Raw genomic sequence first — 17918 nt, forward strand, 5'->3', positions numbered from 1 at the left:
TCCTTACTAAACCGGTCTGCTAGTTCTGTTGCAGTACATGCTCGATAAATTCCTGCTGCTGTTTAACATGCAATGCATGGTAACCAGCGGCCGCAGCAGCGGACGCTTCACGCCCTGCATACTGCAATACCAGTGCCGGATTTATCTGGTCAATTACCCTTCTCATATGATGTTGGCTGGCGTACCAGGCACCCTGATTCATTGGCTCTTCCTGGCACCAGAATATTTCTTTGGTGTTTACGTACTCTGTCAGGCAGCTATGCAAGTCCTCTTCCGGAAACGGATAGAGCTGCTCCAGCCGAATGATGGCTATATTACTGATGTTCCGCTCGCGACGGGCCTGACGGAGTTCGTAGTAAACCTTGCCGCTGCACAGGATGACGCGTGTAATCTCTTCCTTGTTCAGGTCATCGGTTTCATCCAGGATCACTCGGAAGCTGCCTTCGGCGAACTCCTCCAGGGTGGAGGTGGCTTCTTTATGACGCAGCAGACTCTTCGGCGACATAACCACAAGCGGCTTGCGAAGCGGACACAGGACCTGTTTGCGTAGCATGTGGAAAACCTGCGCCGAGGTGGTTGGCAGGCAAACCTGAATATTGTGCTCCGCGCACAACTGCAGAAAACGCTCGAGACGGGCCGAGGAATGCTCAGGACCCTGGCCCTCATAGCCGTGCGGCAACAACAGTGTAAGTCCGCAGAGACGCATCCATTTGTGCTCACCGCTGGTTATGAATTGATCTATCACTACCTGAGCGGAATTGGCGAAATCGCCAAACTGGGCTTCCCAGATAACCAAGGCGTTGGGTGTGGTCGTTGCGTAGCCATATTCGAAGGCCAGCACCGCCTCTTCAGACAAAAGCGAGTCGTAGATGAAAAAGCGCATCGCATCCGGTGCGAGGTTTTCCAAAGGCGTATACGAATCGCCTTTTTTCTGATCGTGCAGCACTGCGTGGCGATGAGAAAACGTTCCACGTCGCACGTCCTGCCCGGTGATTCTCACCTGATTGCCGCTGGTAAGAATGCTGGCATAGGCCAAAGTTTCGGCAAATCCCCAGTCTACCGGCAGCTCCCCGGCGGCCATCTTGGCTCTGTCGTCCATAACACGCTTGACCTGCCGTTGCAGGGTAAACCCGTCAGGCACACTCACCAGTTTCCTTGCCAGCCCCTTAAGCGTGTCAAGGCTAATAGTCGTATTATAATGCGGACTCCAGCCATGGCCGATATAAGGACTCCAATCGACGAACAATTCGACACTTGGCTCTTTGACCAGGCTTTTCACTACATGTTCGCCGGTATCCAGCGCCGAGCGATAGCTGTTACTGAGCCTGTCCGCCTCCTCCTCCGACACCATACCTTCAGCGATCAATTTTTCTTCATAGATAGTGCGGGTGGACTTATGCTGCTTGACTGCTCTATACATCAACGGCTGAGTACCCGACGGCTCATCGGTTTCGTTGTGGCCCCGGCGACGGTAACAGACCAGATCGATCACAACATCCTTTTTAAACTGGTAGCGAAAATCGAGCGCCAGCTGGGTAATAAACAGCACTGCCTCTGGATCGTCGGCATTGACGTGAAAAATAGGCGCCTGAACCATTTTCGCCACATCGGTACAATATTCTGTAGAGCGGGCATCTTCCTGACGGCTGGTGGTGAAACCAACCTGATTGTTGACAATGATGTGCACCGTACCGCCAGTTGAGTAGGCCCGGGTACGGGACATCTGAAACGTTTCCATAACCACGCCCTGCCCTGCAAATGCGGCATCGCCGTGGATAATGATAGGCAGAACAGTATCACCGATCGGGTCTTTTCTGCGGGTCTGGCGCGCCCGTACCGAGCCTTCCACGACCGGCGCAACAATTTCGAGATGAGAGGGGTTAAAGGCCATTGCGAGGTGCACTTCCCCGCCGGCAGTCATGATATTTGAAGAAAACCCCTGGTGGTATTTGACATCACCCGAATTCTGATAAACCGCCTTGCCTTCGAACTCATCGAAAAGATCGGAAGGGTTCTTGCCCAATATATTAACCAGTACATTCAGCCGGCCTCGGTGGGCCATGCCGATTACTACTTCCTTCACCCCGCGGCTCCCGGCGCGCTGAATCAGTTCGTCGATAGCGGGTATCAGGCTCTCACCACCTTCGAGGCCAAAACGCTTGGTACCTGGAAACTTGGAATCGAGGTGCTTTTCCAATCCCTCTGCTGCCGTAAGGCGCTCCAGGAGATGGCGCTTGACATCCTCTTCAAAGGTGGGGTAGCCGTCGTTGCTCTCGATGCGCTGCTGAATCCATTGCTTCTCCTCAAGATTGACGATATGCATGAACTCATAGCCAATGGTGCGGCAGTAGATTCGCTCCAGCGTATCCACAATGTCCCTGAGAGGTGCTTTGTCCTTGCTGATAAACAGTGAACCGGTCTGGAAGACCGTCGAATTGTCTACGGAAGACAGCCCATGGAATTCCAGTTCAAGGTCCGGAACACGCTCGCGATGCATTAGCGCCAGAGGATCCAGCTCGGCCTTCTGGTGCCCTCTTACGCGGTAGGAACTGATCAGCAGCAGCACGCCAACCTGTTTGCTCTCATGCTCGGAGTTAACCACTGCATCATTGCTGAGAATGGGGCTGAAGCGACTGACCTTGCCCAGCTCACGGAAATGCCTTTCTATGGAACTCAGTGAAACTTCTGCCTGCCCGTTTCCGGAAGTGGCAGGCAGACTGTCAAAGAAATGTCGCCACTCGTCAGGGATGGAATCGGGATCCATCAGATACTGATCGTAAAGTTCCTCCACATAATCCGCGTTGGTACCAGAAAGATGGCTGGTACTCCACAGATGATCCATTGTGCGATCTTGCATCTTTATGTCCTAACTGGTTTCTTTTCTGGAGGATTAACTCCAACTCGTTCAGGCTGACTATTTCTCAGAAATCGGCCCCGCAGCTATCAAGTCGCCTGTTGAAGCAACATGGAACGTATATGGCCAATCGCCCGGGTCGGGTTCAATCCCTTCGGGCAGACGGCAACACAGTTCATAATGCCGCGACAGCGAAACACACTGAAGGGGTCTTCCAGCTCTGAAAGCCGTTGGGTAGTCGCGGTATCACGGCTGTCAGCCAGAAATCTGTAGGCCTGCAATAATCCGGCCGGGCCGACGAACTTGTCCGGGTTCCACCAGAATGAGGGGCAATTGGTGCTGCAACAGGCGCACAGAATACACTCGTAGAGGCCATCTAGTTTTTCCCTGTCTTCAGGCGACTGGAGCCTTTCAATGGCCGGTGGTGCTTCGTTATTGATCAGGTACGGTTTGATCTTCTCGAACTGCTGGTAGAAAAGACTCATGTCCACGACCAGATCGCGCACCACCGGCAGCCCCATCAGGGGGCGTAACACCAGCTTGCCACCGGGTTTGACGGCCGAGGATACCGGTGTGATACAGGCAAGACCGTTGGTTCCGTTGATATTCATTCCATCAGAACCGCAGACACCCTCACGACACGAGCGGCGATAGGCGATGGAAGGATCCTTTGCCTTGATCATTTCAAGCACGTCAAGGACCATCAGGTCCTTGCCTTCAGGCAGCTGGACTTCAACGTCTTGCATAACCGGCTTTTCATCTGTTTCCGGGTTGTAGCGATATAGGCTGACTAACACGATTGCACTTTCCTCGAAATTTCGTCATTTCTGGCAGTGACCTGATAATTCGGGCCGGACTGCGAGATATCGTTAACTAGCTTAATGATCTTTAATTAAAAACTCAGTTCGGAAATAGCGACTGACTCATAAGATATTTCAAACTCTTTGACGAGTTGGCTTAAAAACTCAGCTCATAACCGCCTCAGTGCCTCACGACAGGCTGATCAACAGGATCTGGCCCGAAACCTCAGTTCATAACCACCCTGACGCCCTGCGACAAGGTGATCAATAGGATCTGGCCATTGGCTCAAATTTGTCCACGGTCTTCGGGGCAAAGTTAACGCCACGCTTGCCAACACGCTTTTCCAGCGGGAAGTACATGGAGTGGCAGAGCCAGTTCTCGTCATCCCGCTCTTTGAAATCGTCGCGGGCATGAGCGCCACGGCTTTCCGTCCTGTTCTCCGCGGCGATGGCGGTAGCTTCGGCCACTTCAAACAGGTTCTGCAGTTCAAGTGCCTCAATTCTTGCCGTATTGAAAACGCTGCTCTTGTCCTGCAGGGCAACATTGGCAACCCGCTCTCTGAGTCCGGCCAGTTTTTCGATGCCGTCGCGCATAAAATCACCCTGGCGGAACACGCCGAAATGATTCTGCATGATGGCCTGCAATTCTTTGCGCAACTCGCTGGTGTTCTCACCGGAAGTGGAATCCTCCAACTTCTGCAAGCGCTGGCGCGCCTCATCGATATCGGACTGGCTGGCCTCGTCATGGCTGATGCCGGTGCGCAGCAATTCCTCGATATGCTTGCCGGCTGCGCGCCCGAACACCACCAGGTCGAGTAATGAATTACCCCCCAGGCGGTTAGCGCCATGAACCGACACACAGGCAACCTCGCCTACCGCAAAAAGGCCCGGTATCAGGTGATCCTGGCCGTTAGCGTCCTGACTGATGGCCTGCCCGTGAATATTGGTGGGGATACCACCCATCATGTAATGGCAGGTGGGGATGACCGGAATAGGTTCTTTTATCGGATCCACGTGGGCGAATGTTCTGGATAACTCCAGGATACCCGGCAGGCGGGAATTCAGCACTTCTTCGCCGAGGTGATCCAGCTTGAGCAGGACATGGTCGCCATTTTCACCCACTCCCCGGCCCTCGAGGATTTCCAGAATCATTGAGCGGGCAACCACGTCCCGGCCGGCCAGGTCTTTGGCGTTGGGCGCATAGCGCTCCATGAAGCGCTCACCATCCTTGTTGATCAGGTATCCGCCTTCGCCCCGGCACCCTTCCGTGACCAGAGTGCCGGCCCCATAGATACCGGTCGGATGGAATTGCCACATCTCCATGTCCTGAACCGGAAAGCCCGCGCGCAGCGCCATGCCGACACCGTCGCCAGTGTTGATATGGGCATTGGTGGTAGAGGCATAAATTCTGCCGGCGCCCCCGGTGGCCAGTACTGTTGCCTTGGATTTGACGAACACCAGTTCACCGGATTCGATATTAATGGCCAGAATTCCAACCACGCTGCCCTGCTGGTTCTTGACCAGGTCTACTGCATACCACTCGTTGAGAAATACCGTGTCATTCTTGACATTGCCCTGGTAAAGGGTGTGCAACAGCGCATGACCGGTTCGATCAGCGGCCGCACAGGTACGTGCCGCCTGGCCGCCCTTGCCAAAATCCTTGGACTGGCCGCCAAACGGGCGCTGATAAATGCGGCCGTTTTCCGTACGGGAAAATGGCAGGCCCATGTGCTCCAGTTCGAACACAGTCTGTGGCCCTTCACTGCACATGTATTCAATGGCGTCCTGATCGCCGATATAGTCTGACCCTTTCACAGTGTCATACATGTGCCAACGCCAGTCGTCATTAGGGTCGGAGCTGGCAATCGCACAGGTAATACCCCCCTGGGCGGAAACCGTGTGCGAACGGGTAGGAAACACCTTGGATATTACCGCTGTTTTGTAGCCCGACTGGGATAACTGCAGTGCCGCGCGCATACCCGCTCCGCCGCCACCGACAATGACTCCGTCAAATGAAATAGTCCTCAGATTAGCCATCTAGTTTCCCCACAAAATATCAATACCCCAGACCAGATAAAGCAGGGTCAGCAGCACGCAGCCCAGCTGGAAGAGAATCCGGAGCACGGTTCCCTTCGTCCCAAACATCCGGGTAGTCAGGTAGTCGGTGGAAATTGTCCACATGCCAATCCAGCCATGGGCCAGGATTGAAAGTAACGCCACCAGGGTAAAAAAGCGCATGGCGAAAGAGGAAAAGACTTCCTGCCACTGCTGATAGTCCATATCCGGATTCAGCACCAGGGTGGAAAGAATACACAGGGTGTAAGAAGCGAGAACTACCGCGGTAATTCGCTGAATCACCCAGTCAAACAACCCGCTGCGACCAAAACTGCTGACGCTAGTTACCATATCCATAACCCCGCTGCGACGATTGCGACTGTAGCCAGAACGATGACGATCTTCGCGCCCAGCACCGCACCTCCCAGAGTCTCACCGATGCCGAAATCCATGATCAAGTGTTTGATGCCGGCGATGAAGTGATACAACAGGGCCGCAACTACCGCCCAGGTGACCAGCTTCACGACCGGATTGCCCAACCATTCCGTCACCGCAGCAAACCCTTCGGGTGAACTGAGTGACTTGTCCAACAGGTACAGCAGACCCGCGATGCCGACAAACAGGACGGCACCGGATATGCGATGCAGGATTGAGGTAATGGCTGGGAGCGGAAGTTTAAAAGTTGTGAAATCGAGATTTACAGGTCTGTTATCTTTCACTTTCGCCCCAATATTTGAACAAAAATAAATGTCAGGTGGTTTTACGCAAGGATCCCTGAATGTGGATCAAACTACTTGAAATCATTACGGTAATAACGCGCTACAACGGGCGCAGAGTATAGACTTTGAACCCATTCATTACAACCAAATGCCGCACATTGGCGGCGATATAGACAATAGTTTGTCAATCTTCCGGGCAAATGTATTCGCAGTGCCATAAAACCGTCTCCCGGGGCCAGTGGCGCAGCCTTTATCATAGACGTGTGACGACATTTTGACGGCGGTTAGAATGCGCTACCGCCTACCTCTCCCGATGCATAAAATTTGACAAACAGACCAATCACTCCATATATTCCGACCCTCACCCCGTCCAGCCCTTGACGGGTATTTCATCAATTACCTGAAGCAGAGCGATCTATCGCCTCGGTGCCGCTATTTCCCCGGGGTTCTGTAACAGCTTGTGTTCTTAAGGAGTCAGTAATGAGTGACAAGATGGCCCGGTTATCCATAGACGGCTTAAATGAAACCATCGAGCTACCCGTTTATGAAGGCACAACCGGACCCGACGTCGTAGACGTCAGAAGCCTGGTCGGTAAAGGCATTTTCACCTACGATCCGGGTTTCGTTTCCACTGCATCCTGCGACTCCGAAATAACTTACATCGACGGGGACCAGGGTATTCTGCTGCATCGCGGCTATCCGATCGAGCAACTGGCGGAAAAATCCGATTTCATCGAGACCTGCTACCTGTTGCTGAATGGCGAATTACCAACTACCGATGAACGGAGCGAATTCGAAAACAGTATTCGCTACCACACCATGGTCCATGAGCAGCTGCATCTGTTTTTCCATGGCTTTCCGCGCAACGCGCACCCCATGGCCGTCATGGTTGGCGTCGTAGGCGCCCTGTCAGCGTTTTATCATGACCACCTGAAAATCACCGACCCGAATCATCGCCGTGAGGCAGCGCACCGGCTGATTGCTAAAATGCCGACTCTGGGGGCCATGTGTTACAAGCACGCCATCGGGCAACCCTTCATGCAGCCCCGCAACGAGATGTCTCTATCAGAGAATTTCCTGCACATGATGTTTAGCACGCCCTGTGAAGAGCCCAACGTCAACCCGGTGCTCGCCAAGGCGATGGATACCATCTTTCTGTTGCATGCGGACCATGAACAGAATGCGTCCACCTCCACGGTTCGACTGGCCGGCTCAACCGGCGCCAACCCTTATGCCTGCATTTCCTCCGGTATCGCCGCCTTATGGGGACCGGCACACGGTGGCGCCAACGAGGCAGTACTGAAGATGCTGCATCAGATAGGCGACGAATCCAAGATTGATGAATTTATCAAACGCGCCAAGGACAAGGACGACCCATTCCGCCTGATGGGCTTTGGCCATCGGGTATACAAAAACTTTGACCCGCGCGCCAAGGTAATGCGAAAGATCTGCGACGAGGTATTGGATGAGCTTGGCCTGGCAGATCATGGCCTGTTCAAGATTGCCCGCAAACTGGAAAAAATCGCCCTTGAGGATGAATACTTCATCGAGCGGAAGCTCTATCCGAACGTGGATTTCTACTCCGGGATCATCCTCCAGGCCATAGGCATTCCCACCAGTCTGTTCACTGTGATATTTGCTATCGGTCGAACACCTGGCTGGATTTCACACTGGAATGAGATGGTAAGCAATCCTTACCGGATCGGTCGCCCTCGTCAGCTTTACAAGGGACACACCAAGCGGGACTACCCGGCCTGAAAGAGGCACGAATAACAAACGAGACGATGGAAGGTTCCGGGACTTATCATCCCGGACCCATCGAGCCACTGCCGGCATAGCCCGGCCCGCAGGGTCTGATTTGATAAACAAGAGAAGATGGTGGAGCCTACCGGGATCGAACCGGTGACCTCAACACTGCCAGTGTTGCGCTCTCCCAGCTGAGCTAAGGCCCCATACGTTAAACGTTGAGTGGTGATGCTGGTTTTGTTTCTGAATCCCGGGTCGCCCCGAAACGAACGCGCATTCTAAGCACAGCTCGTAAGGCTGTCAATGCGCGTTGCTATAACTGCTGGTACTCTTTCTCCACTTCCTTGGTCCTCTTCTTCGAAAACCCCCCCAGTAACTCCAGCGCGTGGCGAAGACGTGCGCGAGTCAGGTCCAGGCCCAGAATTGCCGTGGCGTCGATGACTGACACCGACACCGGCTTGCCTGTAATGGCGACAAAAACAGGAAACAGGAACTCTCTGATTTTATACCCCATGGTTTCGGCCAGTGACTGAACGGTCTGTTCAATGCCGTCACGGTGCCAGTTGTCGAGTCCGTCAAGCCGCCAGAGCAGGAACTGCAGAATTTTCTTGCAATCATCGTCGTTCAGCTTATTGTGCTGAAAATCCGCGGGGCCAATGTCCAGCAGTCCGCTGAACATGAACGCGGCCAAGGGCACCAGGTCGGTGAACTTTTCCACCCTCTGCTGCACCAGGCCCGTCAGTCGATCAAGACGGTTATCCTGGCCAGCCCAATTCAGAAAGCGCCGGGCCAGTTCCTGGTCACTCAGATTCTCCCGAATATACTTGCCGTTCAACCAGTCCAGTTTTTCCAGATCGAAAATCGGCCCGCCAAGGGAAACTCTGGAGATATCAAAGGCTGCCTCCATCTCCCCAAGAGAGAACTTCTCCTCTCCGGTAGGCATGGTCCAGCCCATCATGCCCAGGTAATTGACCACCGCTTCGGGCAGGTAACCCATATCACGGTAGTAAAAAATGCTGGTTGGATTCTTACGCTTGCTGAGCTTGCTCTTATCGGGATTGCGCAACAGCGGCATGTGGTAAAATTCAGGCGGTTTCCAGCCGAAATACTGATACAGCAGCAGGTGCTTCGGCGTCGAATTGATCCACTCCTCGCCCCTTATAACGTGAGTAATTTCCATCAGGTGGTCGTCTACCACGTTCGCGAAATGATAGGTTGGCAGGCCGTCAGATTTGATCAATACCTGCATGTCGATCTGCGGCCAGGGAATGAGAATCTCGCCACGAAGACCGTCGACAAACTGGCAGTCTCCTTCGCTTGGTACTTTCATACGTACCACGTATGATTCTTTATCTGCCAGCTTCTGCTCGATCTCTTTCGTCGTCAGGTGCAGGCAATGGCCATCGTAGCCAGGAGTCAATTTCTGTTTCATCTGTTCCGCGCGCAGCTGCTGCAGCCGATCTGCTGTGCAGAAACATCGAAAGGCAGTTCCAGCATCGAGCAACTGTGCAATATGAGACCGATAGATATCGCTGCGTTCACTCTGGCGGTACGGTCCGAAATCTCCTCCTACATCCGGTCCTTCATCCCAACTGAGCCCCAGCCACTGCAGGGAACGAAGTATTTTCCGTTCGGATTCCGGTGTGCTTCGTGCCTGGTCCGTGTCTTCGATGCGCAGGATGAACTTCCCCTGCCCGGTATGGGCGAAGCATCGATTGAATAGCGCGATATAAGCGGTGCCCACGTGGGGATCACCTGTCGGAGAGGGGGCGACTCGGGTTCTGATCTGTGTCATCGGTAATTGATCTGGTGGCAAATTCAAGAGGCGCAGATTATACGCGATTCCCCGGAAATTCACAGAATACGCGACATCCCCGCCTCTTCTATTGACTTGCCCGCAGCCATTGGTTAAAAAGCCCGACCTTCGAACCCCGAGACTCCACCATGCCAGAAAACAGGGAACACAGGTTTTGCGTCGCGCCAATGATGGCTGGGGCCTATGTTGGTCTTGGAATTATTCTTATTTTTTCGGTGGGCGCCCTAATTGATCCTGCGTGGCAAAAGCTGGTTATGGGGGCGTCGTTTGGGGTTGCGCTGACTCTGATTCTTTTTGCGGGCGCAGAGCTTTTCACTGGTCACACGATGTACATGACCATAGGCTGCCGTCGAGGAACGACTCGCATAGGGGAACTGCTGCGGGTATGGGGCACATCATGGCTATTCAATCTGCTCGGCTCAGTCGCGCTCGCCCTGCTCTTTATCACTGGTGGCGGTGGTGTACTCACCCAGGAAGGAACAGCGCTCGTTAATAAGGTCGCAAGCTACAAGATGAATTCTAGTGGAATAGAACTGCTTGCTCGCGGACTTCTCTGTAATTGGTTAGTTTGTCTCGCACTCTGGATGGCCGCGAGAACCCAAAGTGATACAACCAAAGCCATCATCATCTTCTGGTGCCTGTATGCCTTCATCGCCAGTGGCTACGAACACAGTGTGGCCAATATGACGCTATTGAGCATCGCCCTACTAGGCGAGCCTACTTCCAGTATCAGCCTGGCGGGTATGGCTCACAATTTGAGCTGGGTCACATTAGGCAACATTTTCGGTGGCGCAGTTTTTATGGGTATAGCTTATATCCAAGCCTCGCCTAAATCGCTAGATCAACCCAAAGGCTCAACTGCGCAATCCAGCACATCCGAGCCCGAAACTGAACACTCGACTCACTCACACTAACGACTCTCTTCTTGGAGGACACACGATGAAACTTCACCTACCTACTGCGGCCCTTGCTCTCCTCATCGCTACGCCCATAACTCAGGCCGCCGACATTGAGGCGGGACAAAGTAAAGCAGCTACCTGTTCTGGCTGTCACGGTAACGAAGGGATTAGCCCCAACCCCCTCTGGCCCAATCTGGCTGGCCAGAAGGAACAGTACCTGAAAAACCAGATCATCGCATTTCGCGACGGAGCTCGAAAGAACGCAATGATGACCCCCATGGTCGCAAACTTGACTGATGAGGATGCCGCCAATATAGCCGCCTACTATGCAAGTCTGGGTCAATGAACATGAACTATAGCATGGTAGCGATCTCAATCTCGGTTAGATGCCTGCTGGGCATGCCGGGTCGCATAATAAATTTTCGGGAGGCCTTATATGTTGAGCCATAGACTAACCAAAAGCCCCTTAGCCAAAACGTTCCTTTTGTTTGCTATTACCCTGTTCGTTATCGTTGCGTCTCTATTTTTCATGATTGGTCATCACGATGACCTACAAAATCGCGTTCAGTACAGCCTGACTGACCATCGCGGCCAGAAGGTAACCGAAAAACATTTTGCAGGGCGATATCAACTGGTTTTTTTCGGCTTTACCAGCTGTGAGATGGTTTGCCCCACGCAGATGCATAAGCTTACGCAGGTTATGTATGCATTGGATCAAGCGGGTAACAGCCACAAAGTCAATCCTCTGTTTATCACTGTTGATCCAGAACGAGATACCCCTGACAAAATTGCCACCTACCTTGAACACTTTCACGATCGCATTGTCGGTTTGACCGGGTCACGCCAAGCACTGTCTGCAACCGCTGATAGCTTCAAGACCCTGCTGGCAGAGGCACCAGATCAACCGGAGCCGGGGTATCAAATTCAACACTCTTCGCTGATGTACATCGTTGACCCGTTTTCTCGCATCGTCGACTACCTGAATTTTGAGACAGACGTGGACTCGATGGTCCAGAAAATCCAAATCTATCTTTGATGAATAGAGCGAGGTAACTCATATGACGAACAAAGAACAAGACCAGCAAACCCTGGCTCGCGTCTTCGGCTTTTCCACTGGCATCACGGTACTTGCCTGTATCGTGATGGGCGTTGTCATCGCGATGGTGGTGTAAGGGAGACTGCAATGAGTCCAACAACACTGCCATCGGGTCACGAGCCCGCAACCAAAAAGCTACTGTACGCCTACCTCCTCTCTGCCAGTATCTGGCTGCTCGTCGGAACCGCCTACGGCTTGCTGGCAGCGGTCAAACTTTACTGGCCGGAAGTGCTGGAGCTACCGGTATTTTCCTTTGGACGTATTCGCCCTATCCATACCAATGTCGTGATGTTCGGCTGGTCGTCCATGGCTTTGATGGGATTGGCGCTCTATGTGGTCACCCGCACGTCGAAAATCCCCCTTGTCAGTCCTGGTATCGCACGTATCGGTATGCACTGCTGGAACCTGTGCATGGTGTTGGCCATCATCACCCTGTCACTGGGACTGAGCCGTGGTCCCCAGGAATACCGAGAACTCCTGTGGCCAATCATGCTGATATACGCCATCGGGCTGGGCTGTAACTTTTATAGCGCTTATCAAACATTAGCTCGGCGCGACACCCCGGAAATCTATGTTTCCAACTGGTACATCATGGGTGCCTTTTGCTGGCTTGCCATTATCGTCACCATTGGCTACCTGCCCTTTTACCAGCAAGGCATGGGCAATATCGTGGTGCAGGGCTATTACATGCACAATGCCGTCGGTATGTGGTTTACGCCGATGGTTCTGGGCATCACCTATTACACCTTACCTCGCATGTTAGGCAAACCCATCTACAGTTATGCGCTTGGCGCACTCGGTTTCTGGACCAGCATCCTTTTTTACACGCTTATTGGTGCTCACCACTTCATTTTTAGTCCCGTTGCCTGGTGGGTTCAAACCACCGCCATCTTATTCAGCGTCGGGATGATGGTGCCGGTGTGGTCGGGCTTTGGGAACTTCTTCCTCACGGCGAGAGGTTCCTGGCATAAAGTGCGCCGCAGCTATGCCATTATTTTTCTGCTCACAGGTGTCTGGGGTTATGCGCTGTCCTCCTCACAGGGCACAATCGAAGCCTTTCGCTCAGCCAATATCTACTGGCACTTTACTAACTTTACCGTAGGCCACTCACATCTGGCTATGTACGGGTTTGTCGCGTTCTGTATCTGGGGTGCCATTTACGGTCTCGTGCCCCGCATCACCGGGCGTGGCCCCTCCAACACGGCCGTAGGCCTGCATTTCTGGTTGGCCTTCCTGGGCGGTAGTTTGTACGTCATTGCAATCTCCATTGCGGGCATATTACAAGGTACATCCTGGGTCGCCGGTGAATCCTTCATTGCCTCCGTCGACGCGGCAGCACCGATGTGGCTCTGGCGCTCCATTGGTGGATTCATGATGGTGGCTAGCCATCTGGTGTTCATCGTGAACCTGTGGCAAATGCGTCCGCTCCCTGACGCTAAGGAAGCACCTGCTTCGATCGCTGCCAGTGCCACCTAATTCGAGGCTAACCTACGATGAGTCTACATACACAACACCGAATGCTCATTGCGATTGCCGCAATCACATTCTTATTCCTCAGTATTTTTATCGCGGTGCTACCTGCCTTTGAAGCTGAACGCACCCCACCCCTGCCCGGTATCCAGCCTCCTTCACCTGAGATCGCTAACGGTCGCGCACTGTATCTCAAAGAGGGCTGTGCCACCTGCCATACACAATTTGTGCGCGACCTCCCCGTTGACGCTCCGTATGGTCGCGGCTCGCTGGCTGGCGATTACGCCCTTGAAGTACCGCCCTTACTCGGTACACAGCGAACAGGGCCAGATCTATCTAATGTCGGCAGCCGACAACCCTCACTGATTTGGAACCTGATCCATCTGTACAACCCACGTGCTGTGGTTTCCACGTCGGTCATGCCCGGTTATCCCTGGCTATTTGAAGAGAAAGACGCCGCTGAAGATGATGACACCGTGGTGCCAGTACCTGATGCTTTTAAACCCAAAGGGAAGGTCATCGTTGCAACGCAAGAAGCTCTCGACATGGTGAGCTACCTGCAATCACTTCAACAAGTGGACGTTAAGCCATGATGGAACGCCTGTATTACTACATCGATCTTGCTATCACGCTCTGCGGCTTTGATGGCAGTGAAGGCAGTACCGTCCTTGGCTGGGTTGTCATTGGCATCGCCACCGTGCTCGTGATTTACGCTTTTTACAAGGGAGCACTGGGCATGCTTGATCCAGGAGAGCGAGATGAGTCCCACATTAAGTATCGCGTCCTGTGTGATGAAAGCATCGACGGCTACGACAGGAAGGAGCGACCCCATGCGTATTGAAGTGTATCTCAATGATGACGCAACGCCACAGCAAACGCTGACGCCGCCTGAGCAATTTGAACTGGATACTACGCAGTTGCCAGATGGGAAGCACACATTGATCTTTAAAGCGATTGAAGACAATGGGGACACAAGCCAGCGACACATGACCTTCTATGTGCAAAATGGGCCTTCCATTTCAATCCATGGGATACGCAACGATGATCGCCTCTCAGGCGAGATTGCCATTCTAGCCAATGCCTACAGCTCAAACATCGGCGATGAGTTTGAACCGGTGCGCATGGAAACACCAGCGCCGATACCCACCTGGGCCTGGGTACTGTTTCTTTCCATACTCGCCTGGGGTGCAGGCTATTTGTCCCTTGAGGTACATAACCGCGTTCGCACGCCCGAGCTCGGTGGATTAGCAAATCAAGAAACCAGTCTGTCCTCTCCCGCTCAGCGGGCGGGCGAACCCGAAGCAGCTGCCGCCTGGCAAGCACTTGGCGAGCAGGTGTACGGCAACAATTGCTCGTCTTGTCATCAAGCGGACGGCTCGGGACTCGCTGGCGTGTTTCCACCACTCAAAGGCAATAGCGTCGTTCTGGATGACGACCCCAAAGAACATATTCTCGCCGTGCTCGAAGGCGTGGCCGACAAGGTGATTGACGGCGTGCCCTACGCCTCACCCATGCCGGGCTTTGCAGCCATGCTCAATGACGAAGAAGTCGCCGCCGTTGTGAACCACGAGCGTACACAATGGGGGAACCGTGCTCCCACCGTGACGGCGAATGACGTCACCCCATTACGTTAATGTTAGCCAATTCGATCACAGGAGGAACCCCATCATGAAAGTACACACACTCATTGTCCTTAGCCTCTTCCTTTGCACCCCAGCACTCGCGGATCACTCCAGGGAGCACCCGCCTCAAAGCACGAACTACGTCCCCTCACTGATTACCGCTACGCCCTACGAAGGGCGTCAACTCGCTATCACGCTTGTGCGCAAAACCATCGGTAGCATTCAACGCGATGGCTCGATCAAGCAAGCCGTGCGTGCAGAATATGCCGACGACGCTCAACTCTTAATGTATGCGGCAGAACTGGTCGCACTGGAATTCAAAACAATCGCCATTGCCAACAATTACTGGCGTAAGGAGAAATAGCATGAGCGCAACTCTGCCTGAAGGCCTAACACACTATAAGTCCACACCCACTTTCACCCATGAGAGCGTCCCCTCAGCGCTTCTCGCGGATCACTCAACCAAGGCTGGCGTTTGGGGCGTGCTCAATGTCGAATCAGGCAGCTTAAAGTACGTGATAACTGAGATCGGGCATGAAGCCGAACAACGATTGAAGGCTGGCGAGAGTGCCGTAATTGTCTCTGAACAAACTCACTACGTGAAGCCGTTAGGTAACGTGGCCTTTCACGTCGCCTTTTATAAATAGGGGTAGCCATGGACGCCAATCGAAAGCGGGCTGAACCCTCTCTAGGGTTTACCTGTAACAATCTTTATTTCAACGATATCAAGGACTCGATTGAGCGCGATTGTGACGAACCCGATGGAATCATGTTCGATCATGCCACTCAATTTCGTTGCGAGATGTGCCGACCTATTCACGATGCCATGCTGCTGAGGCGCTCGTCATGAGCAACACACACATTCTGTATGGTCGGGGCGATGCAACCTTTCAGGCTGTCGGCAAAGAAGCAGGGGTTCGCCGCCTGGTGGATACCTTTTACGACATCATGCAACAGGAAGAAGCGTACCGCACGATCTGGGATTGGCACCCCGACGATATTCAATTGTCCCGCGATAAGCTTTTCACTTTTCTGTGTGGCTGGATGGGCGGCCCAGCGCGTTACGCCGAGTTATACGCGCCCATCAATATACCGGCAGCACATGCCCACCTGTCAGTTGGCGTTAAAGAGCGCGATATGTGGCTCGATTGTATGTATACCGCCATGCAACAGCTCGATTTGCCCAAAGAGCTAACAGCCTATTTGTACACACAGTTTTTTCGACCAGCGGAGATGATTAGAAAAACGTCCCAGCAACGTAGCTCTACGACTTAGTCGTATGACAAAGGCTGAACTATTTAACCAACACACATGAGGATATACGACTATGAAACATCAACTGAAAGTATTAGCCATGACCGCTCTACTTATATCACAATCACCGTTCACGGCGGCGGACGTCGTTGTCGAACAACACGACGATAATACCGGCGGGAAAATGGTTGGCGGCATTACCGCTTTTCTCATCGGCGGACTAGCAGGTCCTGCAGGTAGTTTGCTGGCGATATTACCTGGATCCTGGATTGGCAAGAACGTCCAGCAAGATTTAGGGTTGAGCGGTCAAGCTTACACAGTCGAAAAGGCCAACGGAGAACGCATTAAACTGCGCTCTCCAAACCACAAGTTCGAAATAGGTGATAAAGTTCATATTGAGGGCATTCGGCCAAAACCAGTTACTGTCTATCCTTGAGTACAGTATCTCATACCTGATCTGGCAGCTGTCGGCCCTATAGCCGCACAGTTGCCGGATCAGTTTGCGTCTTTTGCGCCTGAACTAAGCTGTCTTTCCGCGTATGAAGATACTCTTCATTTGACGCTGTGTATGTTTAGCTAACAGTAGAATGTGATTGTTCTGAAAAAATAGGGGGCTTTCACTGCAAATAGCAGTAATTATAAAAGTAAAGGATTGCGATTTTTCATTTAGTGAAATCGCAATCCTTTCTCTCTGTTCTTATTGAGCAAGGTCATTCAGCATACCTTCAAGGCGTTTCTGTGCAGTCTCATTTAGAGGCAACAGTGGTTTTCTAGGCCCCCCTACTCTACTGCCTTGAATTGCTAGACCAGATTTTACCGCCGCAGCCAAACCCGAAGTCACGATAAACTCAAGAAAGTCATACTGCCGATAAAACAGATCTTTTGCCTTTTCGCTTTTACCATCTTTAACCGCATCAAACAGTTGTTTCGGCTGATCCCCAATTAGGCATGGCGCAGCCGTACACCAACCGCTGGCACCGGCATTCAGTGCTTCCAGGGCCATGTGGTTACAGCCATTAAAAAACGGCACCTGACCACCCGACAGTGTGTGGATTTTATGCATCCGTTGTATATCTCCGGTGCTCTCCTTAATCATGGCCGCGTTCTCAATACCATCGACCATTTTCAGCATAAACTCTGGCGACATATCAACACCACAGGTTGCGGGGTTATTGTAGATCATTATGGGTAGAGGCGTAGCATTCGATACACTTTCGTAATGAGAGTAGATCTCCTGCTCGTTCAACTTATAGTATGAAAATGGAGAGAGCATAATCATGTCTGCACCGATCTCATACGCGTACTGGGCATAGTTAATCGCCTGTTCCGTAGTGAGTTCTGCAACCCCTATTACCACCGGTATTCTCCCAGCGACATGCTTCACGGTATACTCAGCTACTTGCTTCCACTCAGATTCACTCAGATAGGCCGCTTCACCAGCACTACCTAAAGCAGCAATTGCATCCACTTTTGCGTCAAGTAGTACGTCGATTACATTACCGAGTTTCTCTAGATCAACGCTCTTGTTATCTTTGCTAAACGGCGTCACCGGGTAACCAATAATTCCAGATAAGTTCATAAAGTGCT

Annotated in this window: 20 protein-coding genes and 1 tRNA gene; 13 read left to right on the top strand and 8 right to left on the bottom strand. The window is 52.6% G+C overall.

What is annotated here, in order from left to right:
• Positions 1-19: 19 nt before the first annotated feature.
• The 5 genes from R3F50_17350 to sdhC all read right to left on the bottom strand — a co-directional run bounded on the left by R3F50_17350 (position 20) and on the right by sdhC (position 6428).
• Positions 20-2857, bottom strand: a complete 2838-nt coding sequence (locus tag R3F50_17350; protein ID MEZ5492055.1) for a 2-oxoglutarate dehydrogenase E1 component — start codon at positions 2855-2857, stop codon at positions 20-22.
• 86 nt (positions 2858-2943) lie between these two features.
• The gene (locus R3F50_17355) at positions 2944-3651 is read right to left on the bottom strand and encodes a succinate dehydrogenase iron-sulfur subunit (protein MEZ5492056.1); all 708 of its coding nucleotides are present in this window, start codon (positions 3649-3651) and stop codon (positions 2944-2946) included.
• Between the two features lie 267 nt (positions 3652-3918).
• Positions 3919-5691, bottom strand: a complete 1773-nt coding sequence (gene sdhA, locus R3F50_17360) for a succinate dehydrogenase flavoprotein subunit (protein ID MEZ5492057.1) — start codon at positions 5689-5691, stop codon at positions 3919-3921.
• Positions 5692-6060: a succinate dehydrogenase, hydrophobic membrane anchor protein gene (gene sdhD / locus R3F50_17365; protein MEZ5492058.1), complete on the bottom strand. Its 369-nt coding sequence runs from the start codon at positions 6058-6060 to the stop codon at positions 5692-5694.
• Positions 6054-6428, bottom strand: coding sequence for a succinate dehydrogenase, cytochrome b556 subunit (gene sdhC / locus R3F50_17370; GenBank protein ID MEZ5492059.1), 375 nt, complete (start codon positions 6426-6428; stop codon positions 6054-6056). Before sdhC ends, sdhD begins: the two co-directional genes overlap by 7 nt.
• 480 nt (positions 6429-6908) lie before the next feature.
• On the opposite strand from sdhC, the gene gltA reads away from it, so the two are divergent.
• Positions 6909-8186 carry a citrate synthase gene (gene gltA / locus R3F50_17375; GenBank protein MEZ5492060.1) on the top strand — a complete coding sequence of 426 codons (1278 nt, stop codon included), beginning with the start codon at positions 6909-6911 and terminating at the stop codon, positions 8184-8186.
• A 118-nt stretch (positions 8187-8304) separates the two neighbouring features.
• On the opposite strand, the gene R3F50_17380 is transcribed toward gltA, so the two are convergent.
• Together R3F50_17380 and gltX are read right to left on the bottom strand one after the other, a co-directional pair.
• Positions 8305-8380, bottom strand: a tRNA-Ala gene (locus R3F50_17380).
• A gap of 107 nt (positions 8381-8487) precedes the next feature.
• The gene (gene gltX / locus R3F50_17385) at positions 8488-9969 is read right to left on the bottom strand and encodes a glutamate--tRNA ligase (GenBank protein ID MEZ5492061.1); all 1482 of its coding nucleotides are present in this window, start codon (positions 9967-9969) and stop codon (positions 8488-8490) included.
• A gap of 149 nt (positions 9970-10118) precedes the next feature.
• Here gltX and R3F50_17390 point away from each other — a divergent pair, with 149 nt between their 5' ends.
• From R3F50_17390 to R3F50_17445, 12 genes are all read left to right on the top strand, one after another.
• On the top strand, positions 10119-10904 hold the full coding sequence (locus R3F50_17390; protein MEZ5492062.1) for a formate/nitrite transporter family protein: 786 nt from the start codon (positions 10119-10121) through the stop codon (positions 10902-10904).
• A 25-nt stretch (positions 10905-10929) separates the two neighbouring features.
• Entirely contained in the window at positions 10930-11235 is a 306-nt protein-coding gene (locus tag R3F50_17395; GenBank protein MEZ5492063.1) for a cytochrome c, read from the top strand.
• A 90-nt stretch (positions 11236-11325) separates the two neighbouring features.
• The gene (locus tag R3F50_17400; protein MEZ5492064.1) at positions 11326-11925 is read left to right on the top strand and encodes an SCO family protein; all 600 of its coding nucleotides are present in this window, start codon (positions 11326-11328) and stop codon (positions 11923-11925) included.
• 147 nt (positions 11926-12072) lie between these two features.
• Positions 12073-13461, top strand: coding sequence for a cbb3-type cytochrome c oxidase subunit I (locus R3F50_17405; protein MEZ5492065.1), 1389 nt, complete (start codon positions 12073-12075; stop codon positions 13459-13461).
• 17 nt (positions 13462-13478) lie between these two features.
• Positions 13479-14048, top strand: coding sequence for a cbb3-type cytochrome c oxidase subunit II (locus R3F50_17410; protein ID MEZ5492066.1), 570 nt, complete (start codon positions 13479-13481; stop codon positions 14046-14048).
• Positions 14045-14296, top strand: coding sequence for a hypothetical protein (locus R3F50_17415; GenBank protein MEZ5492067.1), 252 nt, complete (start codon positions 14045-14047; stop codon positions 14294-14296). Before R3F50_17410 ends, R3F50_17415 begins: the two co-directional genes overlap by 4 nt.
• Positions 14286-15089, top strand: coding sequence for a c-type cytochrome (locus R3F50_17420; GenBank protein ID MEZ5492068.1), 804 nt, complete (start codon positions 14286-14288; stop codon positions 15087-15089). Before R3F50_17415 ends, R3F50_17420 begins: the two co-directional genes overlap by 11 nt.
• 34 nt (positions 15090-15123) lie before the next feature.
• Positions 15124-15441, top strand: coding sequence for a hexameric tyrosine-coordinated heme protein (locus tag R3F50_17425; GenBank protein ID MEZ5492069.1), 318 nt, complete (start codon positions 15124-15126; stop codon positions 15439-15441).
• Between the two features lies 1 nt (position 15442).
• Entirely contained in the window at positions 15443-15724 is a 282-nt protein-coding gene (locus R3F50_17430) for a DUF1971 domain-containing protein (protein ID MEZ5492070.1), read from the top strand.
• 8 nt (positions 15725-15732) lie between these two features.
• Positions 15733-15927: a hypothetical protein gene (locus R3F50_17435; protein ID MEZ5492071.1), complete on the top strand. Its 195-nt coding sequence runs from the start codon at positions 15733-15735 to the stop codon at positions 15925-15927.
• Positions 15924-16352 (top strand): group II truncated hemoglobin, encoded by a 429-nt coding sequence (locus tag R3F50_17440; protein ID MEZ5492072.1) that lies wholly within the window; start codon positions 15924-15926, stop codon positions 16350-16352. The genes R3F50_17435 and R3F50_17440 overlap by 4 nt, the downstream gene beginning before the upstream one ends.
• Before the next feature lie 52 nt (positions 16353-16404).
• On the top strand, positions 16405-16767 hold the full coding sequence (locus R3F50_17445) for a hypothetical protein (protein MEZ5492073.1): 363 nt from the start codon (positions 16405-16407) through the stop codon (positions 16765-16767).
• Positions 16768-17028: 261 nt separating this feature from the next.
• Here R3F50_17445 and R3F50_17450 read toward each other — a convergent pair whose 3' ends face one another.
• Positions 17029-17910 (bottom strand): dihydrodipicolinate synthase family protein, encoded by an 882-nt coding sequence (locus tag R3F50_17450; protein MEZ5492074.1) that lies wholly within the window; start codon positions 17908-17910, stop codon positions 17029-17031.
• Positions 17911-17918 lie beyond the last annotated feature (8 nt).

It is taken from the genome of Gammaproteobacteria bacterium (assembly GCA_041395725.1).
Lineage (GTDB): Bacteria > Pseudomonadota > Gammaproteobacteria > Pseudomonadales > Pseudohongiellaceae > NORP240.